This window comes from Mesorhizobium sp. B264B1B, assembly GCF_020165765.1.
Lineage (GTDB): Bacteria > Pseudomonadota > Alphaproteobacteria > Rhizobiales > Rhizobiaceae > Mesorhizobium.
The window spans coordinates 41,512-66,046 of sequence record NZ_JAIUIS010000017.1 but is presented as its reverse complement, the minus strand read 5'-3'; the positions used below and the strand labels follow the sequence as shown (position 1 = coordinate 66,046).

Sequence of the window (24,535 nt, the reverse complement as noted above, 5' to 3'; positions counted from 1 at the left end):
ATGCGATTTGCCGTGATCGGCATCGATCATCGTCACGTCTATGACCTGATCGGTGGGCTTCTGGATGCCGGCGCCGAGTGCGCCGGCTACGATCCCGCGACGACCGATCCCAAGGTTGCCGCCGGCATCGCCGAGCGTTTTCCACGGATCGCGCCGGTCGAACGACGGCGCCTGATCGAGGATCCCGCCATCGACCTCGTCGTTACCGCGGCTGTCCCCTCCGACCGGGCCGCCATTGCCGTCGAGGCCATGCGGCATGGCAAGGACGTGCTTGCTGACAAGCCCGGCCTGACCACGTTCGAGCAGCTTGCCGCCGTGCGGCAGACCGTGCGTGAGACGGGACGCATCTTTTCGATCTGCTTTTCGGAGCGCCTCCTGACCCGAGCCTCGACGCTGGCGACGCAGCTGGCGATGGAGGGCGCCATCGGCGAAGTCATCCATGTGACGGGCCTGGGGCCGCACCGGCTCAACCGTGCGCTACGCCCGGCGTGGTTTTTCGATCCCGTGAATTACGGCGGCATCCTGGTCGATATCGCCTCGCACCAAATTGATCAGTTCCTGTTCTATACTGGCTGCGCCGACGCGAATGTCGTTTCAAGTGCGGTCGGCCATTTTGGCGCTTCTGACATTCCGGCATTTCAGGATTTCGGCGACATCCTCCTGCGGGGAGACAAAGCGAGCGGTTATATCCGCGTCGACTGGTTCACCGCCGACGGGCTGCCGACCTGGGGGGATGGACGGCTGATCCTGCTCGGCACCAAGGGCACGATCGAGCTTAGGAAATATGTCGACATAGCCGGCAAACCTGGCGCGGACCACGTATTCCTCGTCGATGGCCAGGGCACGCGCCATTTCGATGCGTCGGGCGAAAAGATATCCTATTTCGAGCGCCTGCTTGCCGACGTGCGCGAGCGTACCGAAACGGCGATGACGCAGGAGCATGTCTTCACGGTCTGCCGGCTGGCGCTCGAGGCGCAGGCGGCGGCGGTCGTCGTGACGGGGCAGGAAAGGAACGCGCGATGAGCAGGCTACGTATCGCCATGATCGGCTTGGGTCCGGCGGCGTTGCCGCATGCGAAGAGCCTCGTCGATCTTGCGGGCAGGATCGAGGTGAAATGGGCGGCCAGCCGCAGCCAGGCGACGGCAGAAGCCTTTGCCGACCAGTTTTCCTTTCCCGTGACGACCGATATTGCGGCCGCGATTACCGATCCCGAGGTTCAGGCGGTGCTGGTGCTGACGCCGGCCAACGCACATCTGGCGGTGGCCGAACTGGCCCTTGCCGCCGGCAAGCACGTGCTCGTCGAAAAGCCGCTCGAAACAACACTGGCCCGCGCCGAGAAGCTGGTCACGCTGGCCCGCGGGGCCGGCCTGCGCCTCGGCGTCGTCCTGCAGCACCGTTTCCGGCCGGCCAGCCTGCGGCTGCGCCAACTGCTGGCTTCCGGCGCCATCGGCACGGTGGAGGCGGCCAGTCTTCGGGTTCCGTGGTGGCGGCCGCAGGCCTACTACGACACCGGCGGCCGCGGCAGCTTCGCGCGGGACGGGGGCGGCGTGCTGTTGTCGCAGGCCATCCACGCCATCGACTTTTTCCGCTCTCTGCTGGGAGAGGTAGAGGTGCTGGCTTCGCAGGTGCGGACGACTGGCCTGCACCGGATGGAGGCTGAGGATTACGTCACCGCCCTAATGCGGCTCGGCAACGGCTCACCGGCCTCGCTGCTCGCCACGACGGCGGCCTATCCGGGCTCGCCTGAAACCATGGAGATTGTCGGCTCGCTCGGCACGGCCACGCTGACCGGCGGGGCGCTGAGCGTCGACTGGCTCGACGGGCGCGAAGAGCGCGTCGAGGCGGAGGGGAAGACAGGCAGCGGCGCAGCCATCATGGACTTCCCCCATGACGCGCATCGTGCGCTGATTGACGATTTCGCCGATGCGATTTCGCAAGATCGCGATCCGGTCGTGACGGGTGAGGAGGCGCTCCAGACACAGCGCCTGATCGCAGCCCTCATCCGTGCGGATCCGGCCAGCAACCAACCCGTATAAGAGCTTCCTTCTCGAACGCTCCAGGATTCCTGGAGAGAGTGGCTTTCCGCCGCCATCATGCGGCGGAAAGAAAAGCCTGCTTCAGGCGGAGGCGGGCTGCTGCTTTGCCCGCGCGACAATCTGCGTCGGATTGACGAAGCGCAGTGCGATCAGCAGCCAGACCAGCGTCGTTATCATATACACCACCGCCATCGCGTCGATCGACTGCACCGCGCGCACGCCCGAGGCGAAGACAGAATAGTACAGCGCCACGACGAGCGTCTGGCTGGTCGGCCCGGCCGTCAGGAAGGTCAGTTCGAACATGCCGATGGTACGCACCAGCACCAGCAGCAGCGCCGCCAAGATGCCCGGCATCAGCATCGGCAGCAGAACATGGAGGAAGAGCTGGAACGTGTTGGCGCCGAAGACACGCGCGGCCGCCTCGATCTTGGGATCGATCTGCTCGATGAAGGGGATCATCACCAGGATGACGAAAGGAACCGTCGGCACAAGATTGGCCAGCACCACGCCCCAGAATGTGCCGCCGACCCCCGATTGGTAGAGCACGGTAGCCAGCGGAATGCCGAAGGTGATCGGCGGCACCAGAAGCGGCAGCAGGAACAGAAGCATGATCAGCTTCTTGCCGGGAAAATCGCGCCGCGCCAGCGCATAGGCTGCCGTCACGCCGAGCAGGCCTGAAAGCGCGACCACGGTGAAGGCGATCTGGAAGGTTACGATCAGGATATCGTGGAGCTGGAATTCCGCCCAGGCGGCGAAATACCAGCGGGTGGTGAAGCCGGCAGGAATCCATGTGCCCAGCCAGCGCGTGCCGAAGGACGACAGGATGACCGTGGCAATCATCGCCGCGAGGTTGAGTACGAAGAAACCCACCACCACCCAGATGGCGGTGATCCAGAGCTTGGCGGCGATGGTTGTGTCGCGGATCATGTCAGCCCTTTCCGCCTGCGGTGCTGCCGCGATAGAACAGGTTGCGCAGCATCAGGATGGCGACGACGATGACCAACTGCACACCGGCCATGATCATCGCGATTGCCGAGGCCATCGAGTAGTCATATTGCTCGAAGGCGGCCTGGTAGGCCGCAATCGAGATCACGCGGGTCGGCCCGGCCGGCGCACCGAGCAGAACCGCCGACGGAAAGACGGCGAAGGCCTGTACGAACGAAAGCAGGAAGGCGATGGCCAGGCCGGGGATCAGCAGCGGCAGGAACACATAGCGGAACCGCTGCCAGGAGCGCGCGCCGTGGGTCGCCGCTGCCTGTTCCAGTGCCGGATCGATGCCTGTCACATAGGAAAGCGTCAACAGGAACGTGAACGGGAAACCGGTGATGATCAGCGACGCGAAAACACCCCAGTAATTGTTGGTGAGTTTCACGGGACTGCTGATGACGCCGAACAACATCAGCGTGCGGCTGAACCAGCCCTGCGGTCCCAGATAGTTGAGCAGGCCTTCCGCCACCAGCACCGTGCCGAGCGTTACCGGCAGCACGAGGATGGTGGTCAGCATACGCTGGTGCGTCATCAGGCGAACGCGAAAGGCGATGGGCAGCGCCAGCGCCAGGCTGATAACGGTGACCGGCACCGCCAGCCACAGCGTTGTGGCAATGGTGTTGTAAAGGAACGGGTCGGAGAAGAAACGCTGGTAGTTGGCGAGGAGCCCCCCTTCCTTCGGCTGGAAGGACAGGAGCAGGCCGTAGACAAAGGGATAGACGAAGATCGCCAGCGTAAACAAGGCGGCCGGAAGCACCAGAAGGGTGACGCCGTCGATCCCGTGCAAGGCCAGCCGCTGGCGCAGGGAAGGAGAGGGCGTATGATCGAGCGTCGACATCGCCGTCCTCAGGCCGCGTAGATCAGGGCGTGGGCAGAATCGATCGAGAGCGAAACCGTGTTCCCGACCGACGCGGCCTGGCTGGCATGGAAGATCAGCTCGAGGCCGCCCTCGGTGCGTGCCGTGCCGACGAATTCCCGGCCGCGATACTCGATGGTTTCGACCTTCGCATCAAGCGTCCCGATGCCCTTGTCGCTCACGGTGACATCGTCCGGCCTGGCGGCGATCACGGCTTGCGCGCCAACCGCGAGATCGTCGCGCACTCTGCCCGAAAGGCTGACGCCGCCGACTTCGACCATGGCAATGTCGCCGTCGCGCCGGGTGACCTTGCCGGTTAGCCGGTTGCGGTAACCCATGAATTCGGCGACGTCGAGATGGTCCGGGCTCTCATAGAGGTCCCGCGGAGCGCCGACCTGCCGGATTCGGCCATCGCGCAGCACGACTATGCGGTCGGCAAGCGACAAGGCCTCGTCCTGGTCATGCGTCACATAAAGGGTGGTGGCCCCGAGCTGGTTGTGGATGCGCCGGATTTCCGCACGCATCTCGATGCGCAATTTCGCGTCGAGGTTGGAGAGCGGCTCGTCCATCAGCACCAGCGGCGGCTCGATGACGATGGCGCGGGCGATGGCCACCCGCTGCTGCTGACCGCCTGACAGTTGACCCGGCAGCTTGTGGCCCTGCGTTTCCAGCCGCACCAGCCCCAGCGCCTCGTCGACGCGTTGCGTGATCTCGGCCTTGGGCGTGCCGCGCATCTTCAGGCCGAAGCCGATATTGGCTTTGACGGTCATATGCGGGAACAGCGCATAGTTCTGGAAGACCATGCCGAAGCCGCGGTCTTCCGGCTTAAGCTGGTCGATGCGCTTGTCGTCGAGATAGATGCTGCCGCCCGTGGTGGAAAGCAGTCCGGCGATGCAGTTCAGTGCGGTCGACTTGCCGCAGCCCGAAGGTCCGAGCAGGGCGATGAATTCCCCCTTGCGCACGGTCAGCGAAACGTCACTCAGCGCGCTCATACTGCCGAATTTTCGACTCATATGATCGAGGCGGAGTTCGTCGAATTTCGACGAGGCGAGCAGCATCCGTTCGTAGCCCCATTGTTGTAGGCGAACCGGGCGGCATGCCCGGTTCCTATTATGCGCTGACAATCAAAGGTTTGTCATTTCGCGGTGGCGGCGACCTGTTCGTCCCAGATTCGGAATGCCGTGACCATCGAAGCTGGCTCCAGCGGCAGTTCGATCGGGTTGTTGGCGATCAGGTCGGCATATTCGGTGCGGCCGAATTCGGCGATCGCATCCTGGCTTTCCTGCGGCGCCATGTCGAGGGTGACATCCTTGACCGCCGGGCCCGGATAGAAATAGCCCTCGTCATAGGTATAGGCCTGCTGCTTAGGCGTCAGCAGGAATGCCATCAGGTCCTTGAGCACGGCCAGTTTTTCGTCGCTGACCCCTTTCGGCACGCACATGTAATGGGCGTCGGCGACCCAATGGAAGCCTTTCAGCGCCCCAACCTTGGCTTCCTTCGGCACGACGCCGAGAACGCGCGGGTTGATGTCCCAGCCAGTCGTCGACACCGTCATGTCGCGCGTGCCTTCGCCGAGTTCCTTCATCAGCGCACCGGTGCCGGTCGGATAATATTCGATGTATTTGTGCAGTTCCTTAAGATAGGCCCAGGTCTTGTCCCAGCCCTTGACCGGATCCTTCGGATCGCTGTCGCCGAGCAGATAGGGAAGACCCATCAAGAAGGTGCGGCCGGGGCCGGAATTGGCCGGGCGCGCATAGAGGAACCGGTTCGGGTTCTCCTTGGCCCACGCCAGAAGCTCCTCCGCCGTGGTCGGCACCGTCTTGACCTTGTCGGGCATGTATTCGAGCAGCGGCCCGGACGGGTAGTAGGTGACGACGACGCCGTGGTCCTTGGCCAGCGTCTGCATCCGCGCTGCCGGCTCCTGATAGATATCGGCCAGCTTCGGCAAGGCGCCCGAATCGTCAGGAAGCAGCTTGACCCACAGGTCCATCTCGAGGCCTGCCGACAGCGCATCCGTTCCGGTAAGCACGAGGTCGATATCGACGCGGTTCGCCGCCTGCTGTGCCTTGATCTTGCCGGGAAGCTCGGGGGCGGGCGCCTTGGTGAAGACGATGTTCGAGATCAGTTCCGGCTTGGCCGTTTTGTAATTCTCGATCGCCTTCTGGGTTAGCGCCAGATTGCCGGCGACATCGACGATATTGATGGTGACGGGCGCGGTCGGCAGCTTGGCGGTCTGGGCAAACGCGCGCGCAACCGGAAGCGCCGCCATGCCGGCTAATCCGCCGACCGCCTGTCGCCGAGTGATCTTGATCATCTTCATCTCCTCCGCTGGTCCTGTCTTGTCCGGCAGGATTTCAATTTTGATATATTAATCTACCAGTCATCAAAAACAACCGCTTTCTGCTCCGTGCAGGAACCGCTGCGCCCATCGCGGCAGGGTGGCTGCGGCGCCGTCGTTCAAAAGATCGGTCAATACGGTTCCTAGCCTCGCGAAATGTGGGCTCGGCCGGGAGATCGGTGTCGAGGACCTGCTTCAGCCGCTGGAAGACGGCGGCCAGTTCGGTAGCCGAGCCGACCTCTGCGGTCCGCGCGCCCGATCCCGGCCGGCAGGTCACCCAGGTTCGATTGGAAAGCCGCTGCGCCATGGTCAGAACCTATAGGCTTTCTTGGCCAGGCGGTAGGCGAGATCGTGCGCCACTTCCTGCGCCTCGTCCTCGTCGAGCCGGTGGTCAGCCACCAATTCCGCGAGAAAATTGCAGTCGACGCGGCGCGCCATGTCGTGCCGCGCGGGGATCGAACAGAAGGCACGGGTGTCGTCGTTGAAGCCCACAGTGTTATAGAAGCCGGCTGTCTCCGTGGTAAGCTTGCGAAACCGGTACATGCCTTCGGGGCTGTCGAAAAACCACCAGGGCGGGCCGAGGCGCAGCGCCGGATAATGCCCGGCAAGCGGCGCAAGCTCGCGCCCATAGGCCGTCTCGTCCAGTGTGAACAGGATCAATGTCAGGCGCGTGTCGTTGCCGAACGCGTCGAGGAGCGGCTTGAGGTCGTGGACATAATCGGTGCCGGTGGGAATGTCTGCGCCCTTGTCGAAGCCGAACTCGGCGAAAATCTGCGGGTTGTGGTTGCGGAAAGAGCCGGGATGGATTTGCATGACCAGGCCGTCCTCGACGCTCATGCGCGCCATTTCGGTCAGCATTTGCGCGCGGAACAGGTCGGCATCCTCGGGCGAAACATCGGCCTTCAGCACCCGGTCGAACAGAGCCGTTGCTTCCGCCTTCGACAGGTCGGCGGTGCGGGCATTCGGATGGCCGTGGTCGGTGGACGTCGCGCCGCGCTGCTTGAAATATGCACGGCGGATTCGGTGCGCCTCAAGATAGCCGGGATAGCTGGCCGGCGTTCCGGCCAACGCCAGGAACCGCTCCACCTCGGCATGGAAACCCTTGCGCGAAGGGTCGACGACGGCGTCTGGCCGGTAGGCTGGCACAACCCGGGCGTCCCATCCGGAAGCCTTGATCGCATCATGCGCGGCAAGCGCATCGGTGGCGGCGTCCGTCGTTGAGATGGCTTCGATGTTGAAACGCTTGTAGAGCGCGCGCGGGCGCATCTCCGGCCGCTCGAGCTGTTCGGCGATGCGGTCATAAAGAAGGTCGGCATTCTTCGCGCCGAGCCGCTCTTCGATTCCGAAGACCGTTGCCAGCGAATGCTCGAGCCACAGCCGTGTCGGCGTGCCGCGGAAAAGGGCGTAGTTCTCGGCGAAGCGGCGCCAGATCTTGCGGGGATCGGTTTCGATCGGGCCCCCATCCAGTCGTGGGACGCCGAAATCTTCCATGCGCATTCCCTGGGAATAGAACATGCGCAAAATGTAGTGGTCGGGCTTGACGAACAGCGTGGCCGGATCCGGGAATGGCAGGTCATACGCATACCAATCCGGCTCGGTATGGCCATGCGGGGAGATGATCGGCAAGGCACGCACGCCTTCATAGAGGCGCCTGGCGATGGAACGGACGGTAGGGTCAGGCGAAAAAAGCCTGTCGGGATGGAGCGGCATTGCAAAATCCTTGCGGTCGAGCCGCGAAAGCGGCGTTCGGAAAGGAGGGGCGATTGAATGCGCGCGATCATAATTTGGGATGAAGCGGCGTTCCGATATTGGCGAACAGTAAGGAATAATATATTAATATGCAACTGATTGAAGATCGGGGATCGAGAAATGACATCAGCAAAGGCGCATGCGGGCATTGCGGGCTCCGACCGCGACGCCGCCCCCGTTCGAACGAAGATGCGTCGGCCGGGCATCGTGCGTACGACGGCTGCGTCCGCAGTATACCGCGAACTGCACGAGGCGATCGTATCCATGCAGCTTAAGCCCGGCAACGCCTTGAATGAAAAGGTGCTGACCGAGCGTTTCGGTGTCAGCCGCACGCCGGTGCGCGAGGCGTTGATTCGTCTGGTCGAAGACGGGCTGGTCAATATCTATCCTCAGTCGGGAACCTTCGTCGCGCCGATACCGATCTCGCTCATTCCCGAAGCCGTCGTCATCCGTAAGGCGCTGGAAGGCGCCACGGTCGAAAAGGCCGCGCAATGCGCAAACGGCAACGATGTGGGAAAGCTCGACGACATATTGGCGCGGCAGCGGTTCCTTGCCGAACGACAGGACATGAACGGCTTTCACGAGGCCGACGAGGCCTTTCACGAGGCGATTGCCCGAATAGCCAGCTATTCCGGCATCTGGAACTATCTGAAGCCGGTCAAGGTGCAGATCGACCGGGCGCGACGCATGACGCTGCCCGCGCTCGGCCGCATGGACCATGTGATTGGCGAGCATACGGTCATCCGCAACGCTATAGGGGCGCATGACGTGAAGGCTGCCTGCGAGGCCATGCGAATCCACCTGGGCGCTGTCATTCCCGATGTCGAGCAACTGCGCGACGCCTACCCCGACTGGTTTATTTGAGCCGACCAGCCCTGAAATAGTTGGAGAAATGACGAATGCGCGAGGCATGGAGATGGTTTGGGCCGGATGCGGGGGTTCCGCTCGATGCCGTGCGTCAGGCCGGCGCCACCGATATCGTATCGGCGTTGCACGAAGTCCCGATCGGGCGTGCCTGGACGAAGGCGGAGGTGGCGACGCGCAAGGCGATGATCGAGGATACGCCGTCCGACCGCTCGCCGCTTGTCTGGTCGGTCGTTGAAAGCATACCGGTCCCCGACGCTGTCAAGCGTCACGGCGGCGAGGCGAAAGCCGAGATCGAGGCCTGGATCGCCAGCATGGAAGCGGTTGCGGCCAACGGCATCCATATCATCTGTTTCAATTTCATGCCCCTGGTGGACTGGACCCGCACCGATCTCGATTACGAACTGCCAAGCGGCGCGACCGCGATGCGTTTCGACCAGGACCGGTTTGCAGCCTTCGACCTCCACATCCTGCAGCGCAGGGGAGCCGAAGCCGATTATTCGAACGAAGACCGCGAGCGGGCGAAAGCTGTTTTCGAGGCGATGGGCGAAGAGGAGGCCGCGACCCTCGTCGCCAACATCGCCAGTGCGCTGCCGGGCTCGACCACGGAGCCGTTGACGGTCCCGCAGTTTCGCGACCGGCTGGAGCGTTATGCGGGCATTGATGCCGCCCGGCTGCGCCACCATCTCACCGAATTCCTGGCGGCGATCGCGCCCGCCGCAGAGAGCAGCGGCGTCCGGCTTGCGCTGCATCCGGACGATCCGCCCCGCTCGCTCTTTGGTCTGCCGCGGGTGGCCTCGACCGCCGCCGACTACAACGCGCTCTTCGAGGCAGTTCCGTCGCCGGCCGTCGGCATGTGCTTTTGCACCGGAAGCCTTGGCGTGCGCGCCGACAACGATCTTCCGGCGATGGCGAAGCACTTCGCGTCGCGCATCCCCTTCGCACATTTGCGGGCGACCAAGCGCGAAGGCGATGGCCGCACCTTCCATGAAGCGGCGCATCTGGACGGCGACGTGGACATGGTTGCGGTACTGCGCGAATTGTTGGCCGAAGACGGCAAACGGGAACCGCACGACACCATCGTCTTCCGCTCCGACCACGGCCACCGCATGCTGGATGATCTCACAAAAACGGTGAATCCCGGCTATCCGGCGATAGGTCGCCTGCGCGGTCTGGCGGAACTGCGCGGCGTGATCCACGCGCTCCAGTCGAAGGGTTGACCACACGGCAAGGTCTACCCTGATCGGCGCGGCCTTCGGTCCGCCTGCGCCGATCCTGACCTATGTCTGACGTCGATCGGCATTAGGTAGTTCCCCTGTGGAGGACTGTCCTCGCGGGACAGGCCGGCTATCCGACCTGTTCCAGGCCAATCAATCCTTGACACGACTTCGTGCAAGCGCTTTCATGCAAGCGCTTGCACAGGGGCGCGCATGCCTGACCGAAAGCGGAACAATTCATCTTCAACACCGACGCTGAGCGAGGTGGCGGACGCTGCCAACGTCTCTTCGGCTACCGTTTCGCGTGCTTTCAGCCGGCCGGAACTTCTCAGTCGCGAGACGGTCGCGCGGGTTCACTCGGTCGCCGCGCGGCTCGGCTATGTCCCCAATCATGCCGCGCGCGCACTAAGCACCGGCCGGATGGGCAACATCGCGCTGATCGTGCCCGATATCACCAACCCGTTCTTCGCGGCGATGATGCGTGGGGGGCAGGCGACGGCCCGCGAATGTGGCTATGCGACGTTTATCGGCGATTCTGACGAGACGCCGGAAGTGGAAGACATTCTCCTGACCAAGCTGTCAGCGCAGGTAGAAGGTTTCATCATCGCCTCTTCGCGCCTGCACACGAAACAGATCCTTGAACATGCGCGGAGGCGGCCTTGCGTCCTCGTCAACCGCGACATTCCCGGCATGGTACGGCTTCTGGTCGATAGCGGGCCAAGCTATGGGCAGGCGCTGGAGCATCTGGTTTCGCTGGGCCATAGATCGATCGCCTATGTTGCCGGGCCGGCATTCTCCTGGTCGAACAGCCAGCGCTACGGCACCGTGACCAGGAGGGCCGCCGAGCTTGGGGTTGAGATCGTACGGGTTCCGACCTCGCGGCCAAGCTTCGAGGCCGGCCAGGCCTGCGTCGATGAACTCGTCCTGACGGGCGCGACCGCCGTACTCGCATTCGACGATGTCATGGCGCAAGGCATCATGGCCGGGCTTGCCGCGCGCGGCCTGTCGGTGCCGGGCGACTACAGCGTGATCGGCTGCGACGGCATACTGGCGCCGACCCTTTTCCCGCCCCTGACGTCCATCGCAACCCATTGCGCGGAGGCCGGCAGGCAGGCGGTCGAGCTTCTCGTCGCTATGCTGCAAGGCAAGCCGCTCGCTCACAAGCGCATCAATCTCGTCACCGAATTCGTCATCAGGGCGACAACCCAGGCCCCGTGCTCGCAGCGAGCCACGGCGGGGCTCGATCGACTTACAACCACGGAGTGATCATGCGAATTTACGTGAAACCGGACAAAAAGCTGCTGGGCGCCGCTGCCGCTGAACTGGGGGCGCAGTCGATCCGCGCCGCGATCGAGGCGCGCGGCGCGGCCAATATCGTCGTCGCCACCGGAGCCAGCCAGTTCGAGGTACTTGCCGCGCTGGTGGAGCGGGATGACATCGACTGGTCGCGCGTCACCGGCTTTCACCTCGATGAATATGTCGCCATGCCGGATACGCATCCGGCCAGTTTTCGGCGCTATCTCAAGGAGCGCTTCACCGCGTTGCTGCCGTCGTTCGGGGCCTTTCATTTCATCGACGGGGACGTGCCGGATCCAGGTGCCGAGGTGGCGCGCATCAATGCGTTGATTGCGCGTCACCCCATCGATGTGACCTTCGCGGGCATCGGCGAGAACGGCCACCTCGCCTTCAACGATCCGCCCGCGGACTTCGAGACGACCGCACCGTTCCACCTGGTAACGCTGGACGACCGCTGCCGCCGCCAGCAGTTCGGCGAAGGCTGGTTTCCGACGCTGGAAGACGTCCCGCACAGGGCGATCTCCATGACCGTCAACCAGATCATGAAAAGCGGTCTGATCGTGCTGGCGGTGCCGGACCGCCGCAAGGCCGAGGCGGTGCGCGACACGGTCGAAGCGCCGATCTCGCCGATGGTGCCGGCCGGTATCTTGCGCAGGCATGCCGACTGCCACCTGTTTCTCGATCCGCAATCGGCTGCTCTGCTTCGCGAAGTGCCGGACACCGTGGGCGAATAACCGTCCACGCAACCTAGAAAGGGAGGAGACACCAATGACAACCCGACGCAATGCCCTTCTAACGATCCTGGGTGCTGGCGTTGCCGCGGCGGCAAGGCCGGTTTTCGTGCTTGCCAAGGAGTTCCCGAAGCCGAAGGAACCGCTGGTCATCAATGTGGTCGACGTTGCCGGCGACCTGCAACTCAGCCAGCGGGCGCTTGAAAAGTTCGCCGAGACCCATCCGGAACTGATTTCGAAGTTCGTTTACACGCAGGCGCCCGCGCCCGAACTTGCCGCCAAGCTCAAGGCCCAGCAGGCGGCAGGCCGGTTGGACATCGATTTCGTGCTCACCGGTAACGACGCCCTTGCCGCGGGCATCGACCAGGGATTGTGGACCCAGATCCTGCCCGACTACGCCGATATGTTCCCCAAGCTCGACGAGCGCTACCTACCGGGCGCCTATGCCATGCAGCAGATGGCGAAGGGCCAAGCCTTCGTCGATAGCTGGTATCCGTCAGGCCCGCTCCTGGAATATGCGCCGGATCGGGTCAAGGACCTTCCTGGGACCGCTGAAGAGTTGCTTGCCTGGTGCAAGGCGCATCCGGGAAAGTTCATGTATGCGCGCCCGGCGAATTCCGGCCCCGGCCGAACCTTCGTCATGGGCCTTCCCTACCTGCTCGGCGACAAGGATCCGCTGGATCCTATCGACGGCTGGGAGAAGACCTGGGCCTATCTCAAGGAACTGAACGACTGCATCGACTATTATCCCTCCGGCACGACCGTCACCATGAAGGAACTGGGTGACGGCACGCGCGACATCATCGTCACGACCACCGGATGGGACATCAATCCGCGCTATCTCGGCATCGTTCCCGAAGACTACAAGATTGCGACCCTGAAGGGCTTCCACTGGGTCAGCGACGCCAACTATGTGGCTATCCCAAAGGGCGTTTCCGACGAAAAGCTCGGCGTTCTCCTGCAACTGATCGCCTTCATCCTTGAGCCCGAGCAGCAGGCATTCATGTACGATCACGGCTACATGTACCCCGGCCCGTCGATCAGGGACGTGCCGATAGAGATGGCGCCGCAGGACAGCCAGGACACGATCAAGCGTTTCGGCCGGCCCGAATATGCCGCGATGATCGCCGACAACCCGATCGAACCGCCGCTCGACGCCAAACCGCTGGTTGCCATGTTCGAGAAGTGGGACAAGGAGATCGGCGGGGCCAAAAACGGCAAATAGGGTATCTCCGCGCACCGCCATTCGACAGCGGTTTGTCCCCGCCGCCATGATGGCTAGGCCGCCTTAAACAATACCCCTGGTGGTCCGGGGAAGCCGCCGGTCCACCCGAGATCGCGGTCGACTGGCCAGGCCTTGGCCGGTCAAGGAATGGATGACTCGTCTGGCTATATGGCGGCCGCGATGCCATCCACCCTGATGCGAATGCGGCATCCGTTGCGGTACGGTGCCACATTCGACGCTCGCCCGCCTGCGCCGCCGACAGCGAGGATGCCTCCAATTGCGCTTGGTGCCGCCATTGGCCGGCACCTTGGAAATCGTCGAGGACGAGGGAAGCTTTCATCTGTCCCGAACGTTTATGAGAGTGTTTACCACCTCTCAGGGGCTGGTCCCGACCCGGTCGGGTTCGTAGTCACCGTCCGCGGTACACCAGCCTAAAGCTGTAGGCCGAGGAAAAGATGCCCGCTCAAGCTTTCATCAACCGGATTGCGGCAGCCGTTCCGGAGAATGGCGTTCACCGCTTCTTTCTTCAATTTGCCGGTTCCCAGTTGACGGCAGATCCCCGTCGCCGGGCGATCTTTGATCGCATGGCGGACAGATGCGGAATAGAGCATCGTTATTCGTGCTTTGCGCCCGCCGATGATCCTGAAGGCCCAAGTGTCGATTTGGAGGGTGTTTTCAAACGCGGCGCGTTTCCAGGCACGGCAAAGCGCATGGAGATGTTCGCGGCCACAGCGCCCGCTCTGGCTGAACAGGCCGTGGAGAAGCTCCTTCATGGTCAGGACAGGAGCCGTATCACACATTTGATCGTCACCACCTGCACGGGGTTTTCCGCCCCCGGCCTGGATCTGGAAATAATTGCCCGGTGCAACCTGCCGACCTCCATCGAGCGCACAATCCTCGGCTTCATGGGTTGCTATGCAGCGATCAACGCACTCAAGCAGGCACGACACATCATCCGGTCGGAACCCGAGGCCCGGGTTCTGGTGGTCAGCATCGAACTCTGTACGCTTCACCTCAAGGAGACCTCCGATCTTGAAAAGCTGCTCTCGTTCTGCCTGTGGGGCGATGGCTGCTCGGCTGCGTCGGTAAGCGCCAGTCCTTTTGGCATAGGACTGGATAGTTTTCACGCGCTCGTCGATGGCGGCAGCCGCGACCTCATGACCTGGAACATACATGACGACGGTTTCGACATGGTGTTGTCGGGAGAGGTTCCCGCCGCAATCCACCATGCACTCGGCACAGACATAGGCAGCATTCTGGGAAACAGGAGCGTTTCAGACGTCGACCTTTGGGCCGTCCACCCGGGCGGCCGCTCCGTTCTCGACGCAGTGGAGCGAGCGCTGAATCTCCGTTCCGATGCGTTGTCGACCTCCCGCGAGGTCCTTCGTGAAAACGGAAATATGTCCTCTGCTACCGTCATGTTCGTACTCGAGCGAATGTTGCGCGAGGCCACAAAGGAAGACCGTGTGGGTTGTGCCATGGCATTCGGACCTGGCCTGACGACCGAGACGATGATGTTCCACACAGCCGGCGATACCTGAATGGCCAATGATCTCGACCATCGTCGGATCGAGCGGGAACTGCTCGACAATTTGCCTCCCGACGATCCAAGGGCCGTCGGTTCGCGGCGTGATCTCGCCTGGATAAACGCACTGATGTTTCAGAGCGCGATCATGGCCAGCCTGTTGAAGGCAAGCGTGCGCAAAAGCCCGACCAGATTTTTGGAAATTGGTTCCGGCGATGGAGCATTCATGCTTTCCGTCGCAAAGCGCCTCGCCCGGCGCTGGACAGATGTCGACCTGGTCATGCTTGACCAGTTCAACCTCATTTCAGACAGGCGGTTCGCTGATTTCTACGCACTTGGTTGGCGGGTCGAAACCATCATCGATGATGTCTTCGAATGGATCGAAAGCCCCCGAGCAGGCGCCTTCGATGTGGTATCGGCCAACTTGTTTCTGCACCATTTTCCGGACGCAGCCCTGAAACGCCTGTTTTTGGCGATTCGCCCTCTGGCGCCAGTGTTTCTCGCCACCGAGCCGAGCCGAAACGCCATTGCCTTAAGAGCCTGTTCGCTTCTGCATGTCATCGGCGCGAACGAGGTGACTTTGCACGATGCGGCGGCAAGCGTCCGCGCGGGTTTTGCGGGTCATGAGCTTTCCAGCCTATGGCCCCCGGATTTCAGACGCCAGTGTGCAGAACGCAGAATTGGACCGTTTACCCACGCCTTCCTTGCCGTCGACCGCGCTTCGGAAGGTTTGCCATGATGTACGACGCCATCGTCATAGGCGCCGGGCCAAGTGGTTCTTCGGTGGCCTTGGCTTTGAGCGGCCAGGGGCGCGCTGTTGCCATCGTCGAGCGAAGTGAATTCCCGCGCCGCAAAGTTTGCGGGGAATTCATGTCCGCGGTCAATCTGGATCTGTTGGATAGATTGGGCGGAGGCGCCGCGGTTCGCGCCAAAGCCGGTCCGGAGGTCAAGCGGGTTGCACTTTTTGCATCGGGTCCCGGCACGGATGCGGGCATGCCGCGGGCCGCGGGAGATGCATTTGGACGCGCGCTCGGGCGCGACGTTCTGGATGGCATACTTTTGGATGCGGCTCGCGATGCCGGGGCCGACGTGTTCCAGCCTTGGCGGGCGGCGGAGATCAGCACCGATGGTGACAACGCTACGGTTCGGATCGAAAGCAAGCACGATCAGGGAGTTCTCGTTGCGCCGGTCGTGATTGCCGCGCATGGCTCATGGGAACAAGGAAAGCTTTCGACGAACCTGCCGAAAACCAACGCGCCGCACGATCTTTTCGGATTCAAGGCTCATTTCACCGGCGCTGAGCTCGACCGCGACCTCATGCCCCTGCTGGCATTTCCCGGCGGCTATGGCGGCATGGTCTGGGCCGACCGGAACAGGATGTCGCTGTCGTGCTGCATGCGCCGCGACGTCTTGATCAGGCTACGCGAAAAAGGCAACGTCTCGTCGGCAGCCCAAGCTGTTCATGCCCATATCCTTGCTTCGTGTCCCCGTGTCGCCTCCACGATCGTGAATGCCACGCTCGATGGCGAATGGCTCGCCGCAGGGCCCATACGGCCTGGCATTCGTTCACGTTTTGCCGACGACATATTTCGGGTGGGCAACCTCGCCGGTGAGTCCCATCCCATCATCGCTGAAGGCATTTCGATGGCCCTGCAGTCAGGCTGGTTGCTAGCCAACGAACTGGCCAGGTTCGGCCGTTGGGACCGGGCGGCGAGGATTGCTGTTGGCCGCCGCTATTCGAAGGTCTGGAACAGCCAATTTGCAACCCGCATTCGCGTGGCTGCCTTGTTGGCACGCCTTGCCTCCCATCCCATGTCCGCTGCCGCGATGAACACGTTCGTGAGCGGCTTCCCGAACAGCCTGACGCTGGGAGCCAGATTGACCGGCAAAACGAAACCGCTGCCGATCGGGTGCGACTGAGAGGCTCAAGACTTTGTGCTCCAAGACGCTATAGCGGTCATGCACTCCGTCTTTCGATAGCCCCAGCCTTGCGATTCGACATGATGTCTCAGGCCCGTCATCGCCAGGCCTGAGCTGAATTCTGCTGGCGGAACTATTTGTTACAATTTTGGGACGGCGAGGTGGCAGTGCCGCTGGCGGTATTGGTGTCGACGTCATTGCCCGCAGTGTCCTTGCAACGGTCATTCATGCCGTTTGGTGTTGTCGTGGTCGAGTTCGTCGCATTCGGATCAGTTGTGACGGTCCCCGTGGTGCTGCCGGAGCCGTTGACGCTCGTGCCGCTGTTGTTCATGCCGCCGCCTGCGGTACCGCCGGCATTGCCCGAGCCGCTCGTTTGGGCCAGGGCGGATGTGGCAAGCGCTAAGGACAGGGCGGATGCGACCAAGATCGTTTTCATCATAAGTGCCTCCATTGGTTAAATCGCTTGTTGCGATCACTTTCCCAACGGAGCGCCGTCCTTGTTGTTCCTGTAACGGAAAATCGTGATCGATCTTCATTCTTGTCCGGCTTTGATGCTGAGCGAAGCATATCCAGAACTGTATAAAGGACGACTGCCGGTCAGTGGCGACGGGCCACGCTCAGCCTGATCGACGGTTGTGCTTGCTGAGCAGGATCGGCAGGGAAACCGGCCGGAAATTCCACACGTCAACGCCGACATCACGCTGGCGAGTAAGCGGCTTCAGCTTGCCATGCGAATGGCCGTGCAAATTCACCGATCCCTTGCCCATCTGATTCCAGGTCCGAAACGGATAATGGCACAGGACGAGGAGGGTACCGTCCACCACCAGTTCCGCATAGTGCTGGATGCTGGCCCAGCCAGATGCGAGCGTTGCATCGCTTCCGTCATTGTTGCCGATGATCAGGTGCTTGCGCCCATTGAGCTGCGACAGGATGTTTTCGATGCCGGCCTTCGGGCGGGCAAAATCACCCAGATGCCAGATCTCGTCGTCCGAGCCGACGGTCTCGTTCCAGAGGCTCATCAGCGCCGCGTCATGCGTTGCCAGCGAGCCGAACGGCCGCCGGTCAATTCGCAGGATGCGTGGATCGTTGAAATGAGTATCGCTCGTGAAGAAGATCATCCTGTGCGCGACTTCCCTCGCTGATCGACCCAGCCCGATACGCCGGACTAACGATCCGGTATTCGGCTGTACGCGCTCGTCAGCTTCCTTCCTTACGGCCATCACCGGCGGCAGACGCTGAGTGTTCAGGCTCCGCAGCCTCAAGACCTTCGATAATCGGCGTAAGCGAGCCATCTTCCTCCGGAACTGGTTGCCGGCCGTTGGTTGCGTTCGCCTTGTCGAGGGCCTGCTGGATGGCGTCCTCTATGTTGCCGATATCTTCTTCGCGAACCTCGCGCCCGTATCCTGCGGCGTCTGCATCCTGCTCGAATTGCTGGGCCAACACCGCGACGCTGACTTGCGTGTCGGCGGCCAGGTTTCCGACATTCTCCTGCAGCCAGGTTCGAAAGAACTCGATCGTCGCGCTCATATTGCCTCCTGAACCGGACAACTGCTGCTGAGAGCGGTTGTTCCATGTTCCTGGCCACACTTTGCGGACTCTTGTGACGTTGACCTTGGGTGCCGGGGATCCGACGAACGCGCCGGTTGAGCATGGCCATTGCCACTGCCATCGGTGCCGCGGCCCTTGCCGTCGGCAACACACGGTATCCGAACGGAGTAGCCCCAAACTGTCAGCTTACAATTTGCAGTCATAGGTTACAGACTTCCCGTGTTCTATAAAGGGAGGTGGGAAGTACCTGGGCCTAACAATACTCTAGTGCGCGGTTGACGGTTCGCCTTCGAATCGCGAAATGCCCAGGTGGTTCACAACTCCCAAAACAATGGGAGGTGTCAGCCAAACAGGATGAAAATCGGGTTTCGGACCCTAGTCCCCTCGGTCCGATCCACCGGTTCAAGGGCAACGTTAACACAGCTCAAAGCCGACAGGAAAAATGCAGTCCGGCAAGTCTCGGCCTCACATCGGGAAACCAGAGCCAGGCACCGACTTCCGCGCAGCACGACGTGTCCTCTCCGGCGATTGAGGAAAAATTGCGAGGTGATTGTCGCGTCTGTCGCCTGTCTTGACGCAGTCCCCCCGTTCATGGACAGAAGCGCTCCCGCAACTGCACCGAGCACAGTCGGCAGTGCCTGGCACAACGCCGACCACCTCTCCCTAGCTGGCCAGGGCGCGATATCGTGCGGCTCGGCCAGCTAGCTTCCCGCAAACCTTCTTTCAAAATAGATGGATCATTCCGGATCAAGGTCCGGAGATTGAATCGCAAAGCCCGGGAGGATCCAACTCTGGCTCTCTACCCACGCGCAGTGATTCATGTTAGATATCCACATATGCTCATATGATCGCCGAAATTGCAGCAACGCTTCCAGTTCCGGCTTTCCGCGCTCATAGGCGGATTGCGGATCGCCGAGCGTGAGCTTGCTGGCCGCTCGCGAGCACAGCTTCGCATGCTGCAATCCCAGCTCAAGAAACTTCACCCGCATCGAGGCTTCCGGATCTTGGATTGCGGAGGCTGCCGCCCTGTCAAGCAAAGCTTCCGCCGGCGCGAAACTCTCCTCTGGATAGACAGCGTGCGCCGCCTTCGCCCAGCTTCGCCAACGAGATGCTCCAAGAGCCTCGAACCCCTCCCGCAGCTGGGCGCGAGCGTTCGAAGTATACGCCTGCCAATAATCAAAATAGCTTTTGACGTCGTCGGCCGCAGGTCCGAAGGCTGAATAATATTCCGACAACAATGACTCCACGGCAGTCTCAGGATGTGTCTGCAGGCGCATCAACAAATAGAGATTTGGACCTTGCGTCGCCCAATGGCCTGTCAGCGAGTCAAAATCGGTTCCGACCATCCCGTTTCGCGCCGCGTTCTGAAACTCGTCGGCGAACTGGCCGGCGAATATGTGCGGCATGCAGTAGCCATCCAGGAAATAGTTGGTGCGCATGAACACCTGGGCAGTCGTTGCCGCCCATCCGCGCCACTGGTCTTTTATCCAGTCCTGCTCTTCGCCGCTGCGTGGATAGTACCAGGCCGATGGGCAAAACCCGATCAGGATATTCGGGTTCAACTTGATTCCCGATGTCGGTGCCGCGAAGTAATTCATATAGGCGTATCCCACCACGACCGCGTTAGGGTCGTCTTTCGCGGCTATCCGCTGAATGGCTTGCCATGAACGCGCATAGCGGTCCGATACGAAAGGCTTGCTGGCGATCTTCGACTTCGACGGAATGAACTTTCGATAGTCAGGCGGCTCTGGGCCATCCAGCGCTTTGCATATTTCGCACTCGCACTGCCCCGGGATGTCGTTCTCGACCGCATTGACGAAAGTTGGCTGTCCCGCAGAGGCGCTCCGATGCTCACGCCATTGCGAGACGATCTCTTCTCGCAAGCCCGGATTGGAAATGCACATCGAGAAGCGAGCGCCCAGCCTCACCGGGCCCCGTTTGCCTCTGACCAATTGAAACCATTCAGGATGCTCGGTGCCATACCGCTGCCACCAGTCGACGAAAGCGTGACCGTAGTTCGTGGGTACTCTGCGGCCCATTCGGTGGCGACGCAGGAACGTGGCCTGGGCTTTCATATATTCTTTCGCCGCTGCTGCGGTGAAACCCATTTCGGGATGTTCTTCGCTCGTGAAGCCAGCCCCAGCGCGCACGCGACGCTGCATGAACCGGGGCGTAACGACGTAATCAAGCGCGGGGATCACCAAGGACTGTGCCTTTGGGACAAACGTTCCCAGTTCACCTGGCCATAGCCATCGGACACCGAAATAGCGATCAAGGAGCTCGTACACGCCGAAGAGGGTGCCCGCGGACGTGTTTTGGTCGAGTGCACTGCCGGGATGATCGAGGCCGGCGATGCACAGATGGTTGCCGACGGTTCGGATGATACAGGTTTCACGCGCCAATGCGCCGAATGTGATTCCGGCTGCCCGGGCGAACCGGGTGTCGCCCAGAAAAATATGGGCGGCGTTACGCAGGCCAGCCGGCGAGACATGGTTTTCAGTTGTGATGGCAGGTTGGATGCCGGTCGCTTTTTTTATGTGCCAGCCGAGTTCCGTGGCGGCGTAGTGAACAGAGCCACTCGGCTGATCCGAAGTAACGAGCGTTGCCGCAGGTCTGCCGCGGGCGATAAGCGTTACGCCAGCTGAAGATTGAGTGGCCGCTTTGCCAGGGTTGGTAAAGCCAAGCCAGTGTAACAGGCCCAGAACCGTTCCCTGTGCAAACGTCCTTCGCGATAACGGCCCCATGCCAAAGACCTCACCTATGCGCGCGCATCCAAGAATGTAGACCCATTTTAGGAGGACGGGCGTTCACAACAATTTGTATCACGTAAGCTTTGCATGCTTCAGCCGTTACGTTTCCCTTACCCGCATGCCGATCCATTGATGGCCAGTCTGCAGTTCGGGGCCAAGACGAAGATCAGCGTGTGAGGGTTCTCTTTGTATAATAGGTACATACACGCAGAGTCCCATATCATTTAAAGAGTGCAAAGAATTAATCGAGATATACGCGATATTTTTCGGGAAAAACTATCCATCTCCACGGGATAAGCAATGCCCTCTTTTGGAGGCTTATCACGATCAAACACATTCTTTTGACAATCTCACTGAGTGCTTCAGTGGCTTCTTTCATCTCGCCGTTTTGCCGATTCCGGACAAAGACCGGGTCGTCCGAGGTCCTCACGATCTGGGAACTCTCATCCGCCATGTTCGTTACTGCTCCACATTATGGAGAGATGGGGGTCGGATGGATTTTTCGAGACGCAGGGACTGGGAAGCTCTAGCCAGCGCCCTCGACATCAACATCTATCAGCGTTCAAAGACAGTGTGGATTGCGGCTGGAAAGTACCGCGGCAAAGACATTGAAGTGAAAGGCCGCTCGCCAAGCATCGCACTCGCATTGTGGAAGGAAGCTGCGGGCTATACCGGCTCGGAGTGGTAGAAAGAGCGGTTCGTCAAGCCGCGCCGCTCAGGTCCAAGCGCCCATGCACAGTACAAGGCGCAAGCATTGTTCAAGGCTTACGGGCCTGGACATGTCTTGCGCCGGCCGCGTGGACAATCGTGACTTCAAGCGCGCCATGAAGCTCCAGACACGACAGCCTTGAACAAGTCGAGCCGTCGCGAATAAGTCGAGCCGTCGCAGCGAGGCGGCGCTGGATATCGATTTGACGGTCGATACCGGTACGCGACATGTGCGCACCGGCATCGGATCAGTGAGGTCTTGCCGGCTTAGCTGTGCCGCCGGTGTTGCCGGTTTCGCCGCTGCCATCACGGGATCGGGATTGGCAAGCGGTACCACTTTTGGATGGATCGACTGCCGCCAAGGGACAATTGACACAAACGGCACCTGGGGATGGCATTGGGCCATGCAAGGAGCGGGGCATCAGGAGCATTCTCCTGTGACGGTGGGCAATCCTTCAATGAGCGATGCAGAACGTGCTCCGCGCCTCGGCCACGGAAGATAGCCTTCTTCAGGCAATGAGCGGACTCATGGACTCTGACCCCGCCGACCACATTGAGCTAACCGCTGATATTGTTTCGGCCTATGTCAGGAAAAACCGGACGTCGCCTTCCGATCTGGTTGACCTGATCCAGAATGTCGGCCGTGCTTTGCAAAAGCTTGCCGTGGGCGATCACCAGCCCGAACCGAAACCTGTTCCAGCCGTGCCGATCCGCAAGTCGGTGACCCCTGACTTCATCGTCAACCTGGAGGACGGGCGCCGCATGAAATCCTTGAAGCGGTATCTGACATCCATCGGCATGACGCCAGCGCAATATCGCCAGAAATGGGGCTTGCCGCCGGATTATCCGATTGTGGCGCCAAATTTAACTGCGTTGCGCTCGGAGGCAGCCAAGAGGATCAGGCTTGGACAACGGAATGCCAGTGGCCGAACTTCCAGAGGCTAACCGAATGGAGCACAGGGCGAGGCTCCGGCAGTCCTCGCGCCGTTGCTCGTATCGTGACATTTGTTTTCTTCGGATCACAAGTTTGACGTGCCCGCCCGATGCCAGCGGGACCAACAGCCAAATGGGGCTGGGGGCAAGGCGCAAATGGCCACGCTCTCACAGGCGTGCAATTGCTGGTCCCGATCGACACCATGCCCGATCGACGCCATGATTGAAGATTGCAACGCCTTTCCGCAAGGCATGCGCCTGGAGGCGGATGTGTGCATCGTGGGAGCGGGTGCCGCCGGCCTGGCGATAGCATCACAACTAGAAGGCACGCGGCATCGCATATGCGTCATCGAAAGCGGTGGCATGACGTACGAGCACTGGCGCCAACGGCTGTCGCGCGGGCTGTCCGTGGGTCAACCTTACGAAGCTCTTGATCTTTGCCGCCTTCGTCAGTTCGGCGGGAGCACAGGCAAGGCTGGTTGGGGCGGATGGTGCAAGATGTTGGACCATGGCGATTTCGAGCACCGGCCCTGGATACCCCTGAGTGGTTGGCCCGTCGCCCATAAATCATTACTACCCCATTATGAGACCGCAGCCCGCCTGCTCGGAATCGACGACCTGCTGACCGATTGGCCGACTTCCGCGGTCATGCCTGAAAACGGGCCGCTCTTTTCGGAACGCTGCTTTCTCAGTCCCACTCCGGATCTCGGAGCAACGCTTCGCAAGAAGCTTCAGGACGCAAAAAACGTCCAGGTCGTGCTGCATGCCACGGCGCTGCGGCTCGACACCGACGACTGCGGAAGGCGGGTTCGCTCCATCGAGGTAGCGAGAACGCCGAACAAACGATTCCAGATTGCTGCGCGATTTTTCGTGCTGGCCTGCGGCGGTATCGAAAACGCGCGCCTGCTCCTTGTTTCAAACCGACAGGCGCCGAATGGCATAGGAAACCAGTATGACCTGGTTGGCCGCTATTTCATGGAGCATCCCCGGGTAAAATGGGGAAGCTTGCAAGTCAGCCAGCCCGACAACATGATAGACCTCCACGTGCCTTGGACCCGCACGACCGGATTGTCGCCTGAAAACCGCGGCACCAATGATGCATTCGGACTGGCGCTGCGGCCCGAAATACGTGCAAGCGAGCGCCTCCTCGATTCCCGCACATGGATCAAGCCTGGGCCTTGCGTCAATCATATGGATGGTTCCGAAGCTTTGCAGTATCTTACCTTCTGGCTGCGGAGAGGCCGGCTGCATCGCGACCTTATCAAATGCGGCCGAACTATCCTGATGCATCCGGCGGGAGCAATATCGGCAGGTTTCGAACGGATCTGGCACTCACGTCGGCGTGCAAGGCATTTTCATTTTGACACGATACTGGAACAAGAACCGGATCCGGCAAGCCGCGTCACGCTCGATACAAGGCTCGACGAGTTCAGTCTGCCCCGTGTGAAGCTGCAATGGAACGTGGGGCCTCTCGTCCGACGGACGCTTGAGCGTGTCCAGGCGATCATCACTGAAGAGATGAAGCGGCTGGGGCATAGAAGCGCCATTCATCCAGGCCAGGACAAAAACCCGGCGGGGGAGCGAGACATTCCATATCACTGGGTTCGACACCACATGGGCACGACGAGGATGAGCGACGACCCGCGAACCGGCGTGGTTGATAGTTCGTGCCAGGTGCACGGCCTCGCAAATCTGTTCGTCGCCGGCAGCTCGGTCTTCCCGACCGGAGGCAACGACATGCCCACCCTCACCATTGTCGCGCTCGCTATCAGACTGGGCCAGCACTTGCGGCAAAGCCTCGAATAAGCTCGCCTCCACCTTCGCCAAAGCGGTCAATCGACGAGGAAAGGGA

Annotated in this window: 22 protein-coding genes; 13 read left to right on the top strand and 9 right to left on the bottom strand. The window is 61.2% G+C overall.

What is annotated here, in order from left to right; all coding sequences use genetic code 11:
* Positions 1–1,023, top strand: a complete 1,023-nt coding sequence (locus LB547_RS27175; protein ID WP_140763121.1) for a Gfo/Idh/MocA family protein — start codon at positions 1–3, stop codon at positions 1,021–1,023.
* 17 nt (positions 1,024–1,040) lie between these two features.
* Positions 1,041–2,036, top strand: coding sequence for a Gfo/Idh/MocA family protein (locus LB547_RS27170; protein ID WP_224655976.1), 996 nt, complete (start codon positions 1,041–1,043; stop codon positions 2,034–2,036).
* Between the two features lie 81 nt (positions 2,037–2,117).
* Here LB547_RS27170 and LB547_RS27165 read toward each other — a convergent pair whose 3' ends face one another.
* From LB547_RS27165 to uxaC, 5 genes are all read right to left on the bottom strand, one after another.
* A complete protein-coding gene (locus LB547_RS27165; RefSeq protein ID WP_140513473.1) occupies positions 2,118–2,963 on the bottom strand; it encodes an ABC transporter permease in 846 nt (281 codons plus the stop codon).
* A gap of 1 nt (position 2,964) precedes the next feature.
* A complete protein-coding gene (locus LB547_RS27160; RefSeq protein WP_140525304.1) occupies positions 2,965–3,861 on the bottom strand; it encodes an ABC transporter permease in 897 nt (298 codons plus the stop codon).
* 8 nt (positions 3,862–3,869) lie between these two features.
* Positions 3,870–4,937 carry an ABC transporter ATP-binding protein gene (locus LB547_RS27155; RefSeq protein WP_140763115.1) on the bottom strand — a complete coding sequence of 356 codons (1,068 nt, stop codon included), beginning with the start codon at positions 4,935–4,937 and terminating at the stop codon, positions 3,870–3,872.
* Between the two features lie 77 nt (positions 4,938–5,014).
* Positions 5,015–6,190, bottom strand: a complete 1,176-nt coding sequence (locus LB547_RS27150) for an extracellular solute-binding protein (RefSeq protein WP_140658163.1) — start codon at positions 6,188–6,190, stop codon at positions 5,015–5,017.
* Between the two features lie 336 nt (positions 6,191–6,526).
* Positions 6,527–7,927, bottom strand: coding sequence for a glucuronate isomerase (gene uxaC, locus LB547_RS27145; protein ID WP_140763112.1), 1,401 nt, complete (start codon positions 7,925–7,927; stop codon positions 6,527–6,529).
* 228 nt (positions 7,928–8,155) lie between these two features.
* On the opposite strand from uxaC, the gene LB547_RS27140 reads away from it, so the two are divergent.
* The 8 genes from LB547_RS27140 to LB547_RS27105 all read left to right on the top strand — a co-directional run bounded on the left by LB547_RS27140 (position 8,156) and on the right by LB547_RS27105 (position 16,744).
* Entirely contained in the window at positions 8,156–8,830 is a 675-nt protein-coding gene (locus LB547_RS27140) for a GntR family transcriptional regulator (RefSeq protein WP_140525328.1), read from the top strand.
* 35 nt (positions 8,831–8,865) lie between these two features.
* On the top strand, positions 8,866–10,050 hold the full coding sequence (gene uxuA, locus LB547_RS27135) for a mannonate dehydratase (protein ID WP_140763109.1): 1,185 nt from the start codon (positions 8,866–8,868) through the stop codon (positions 10,048–10,050).
* A gap of 210 nt (positions 10,051–10,260) precedes the next feature.
* On the top strand, positions 10,261–11,313 hold the full coding sequence (locus tag LB547_RS27130; protein ID WP_140558017.1) for a LacI family DNA-binding transcriptional regulator: 1,053 nt from the start codon (positions 10,261–10,263) through the stop codon (positions 11,311–11,313).
* Positions 11,262–12,077, top strand: a complete 816-nt coding sequence (locus LB547_RS27125) for a glucosamine-6-phosphate deaminase (protein WP_224656253.1) — start codon at positions 11,262–11,264, stop codon at positions 12,075–12,077. The genes LB547_RS27130 and LB547_RS27125 overlap by 52 nt, the downstream gene beginning before the upstream one ends.
* A 34-nt stretch (positions 12,078–12,111) precedes the next feature.
* A complete protein-coding gene (locus LB547_RS27120; RefSeq protein WP_140672076.1) occupies positions 12,112–13,299 on the top strand; it encodes an extracellular solute-binding protein in 1,188 nt (395 codons plus the stop codon).
* A 455-nt stretch (positions 13,300–13,754) separates the two neighbouring features.
* Complete coding sequence (locus tag LB547_RS27115; RefSeq protein WP_140581305.1) at positions 13,755–14,840, top strand: type III polyketide synthase; 1,086 nt, start codon at positions 13,755–13,757, stop codon at positions 14,838–14,840.
* Positions 14,841–15,563 (top strand): class I SAM-dependent methyltransferase, encoded by a 723-nt coding sequence (locus LB547_RS27110; RefSeq protein ID WP_140581303.1) that lies wholly within the window; start codon positions 14,841–14,843, stop codon positions 15,561–15,563.
* Positions 15,560–16,744 (top strand): NAD(P)/FAD-dependent oxidoreductase, encoded by a 1,185-nt coding sequence (locus tag LB547_RS27105; RefSeq protein WP_140581301.1) that lies wholly within the window; start codon positions 15,560–15,562, stop codon positions 16,742–16,744. The genes LB547_RS27110 and LB547_RS27105 overlap by 4 nt, the downstream gene beginning before the upstream one ends.
* Positions 16,745–16,877: 133 nt before the next feature.
* Here the strand turns inward: LB547_RS27105 and LB547_RS27100 are convergent, their stop codons facing one another.
* The 4 genes from LB547_RS27100 to LB547_RS27085 form a co-directional block, all read right to left on the bottom strand.
* Entirely contained in the window at positions 16,878–17,183 is a 306-nt protein-coding gene (locus LB547_RS27100; RefSeq protein WP_140498458.1) for a hypothetical protein, read from the bottom strand.
* A 178-nt stretch (positions 17,184–17,361) separates the two neighbouring features.
* A complete protein-coding gene (locus tag LB547_RS27095; RefSeq protein ID WP_140498549.1) occupies positions 17,362–17,862 on the bottom strand; it encodes a metallophosphoesterase family protein in 501 nt (166 codons plus the stop codon).
* Between the two features lie 79 nt (positions 17,863–17,941).
* A complete protein-coding gene (locus LB547_RS27090; RefSeq protein ID WP_140763106.1) occupies positions 17,942–18,271 on the bottom strand; it encodes a DUF768 domain-containing protein in 330 nt (109 codons plus the stop codon).
* A gap of 758 nt (positions 18,272–19,029) precedes the next feature.
* Entirely contained in the window at positions 19,030–21,036 is a 2,007-nt protein-coding gene (locus LB547_RS27085) for a DUF4838 domain-containing protein (protein ID WP_140625471.1), read from the bottom strand.
* Between the two features lie 499 nt (positions 21,037–21,535).
* On the opposite strand from LB547_RS27085, the gene LB547_RS27080 reads away from it, so the two are divergent.
* From LB547_RS27080 to LB547_RS27070, 3 genes are all read left to right on the top strand, one after another.
* Entirely contained in the window at positions 21,536–21,730 is a 195-nt protein-coding gene (locus LB547_RS27080; protein WP_140498455.1) for a hypothetical protein, read from the top strand.
* 485 nt (positions 21,731–22,215) lie between these two features.
* Positions 22,216–22,695 carry a MucR family transcriptional regulator gene (locus LB547_RS27075; protein ID WP_318012505.1) on the top strand — a complete coding sequence of 160 codons (480 nt, stop codon included), beginning with the start codon at positions 22,216–22,218 and terminating at the stop codon, positions 22,693–22,695.
* A gap of 207 nt (positions 22,696–22,902) precedes the next feature.
* Entirely contained in the window at positions 22,903–24,489 is a 1,587-nt protein-coding gene (locus tag LB547_RS27070; RefSeq protein ID WP_181169652.1) for an FAD-dependent oxidoreductase, read from the top strand.
* Positions 24,490–24,535 lie beyond the last annotated feature (46 nt).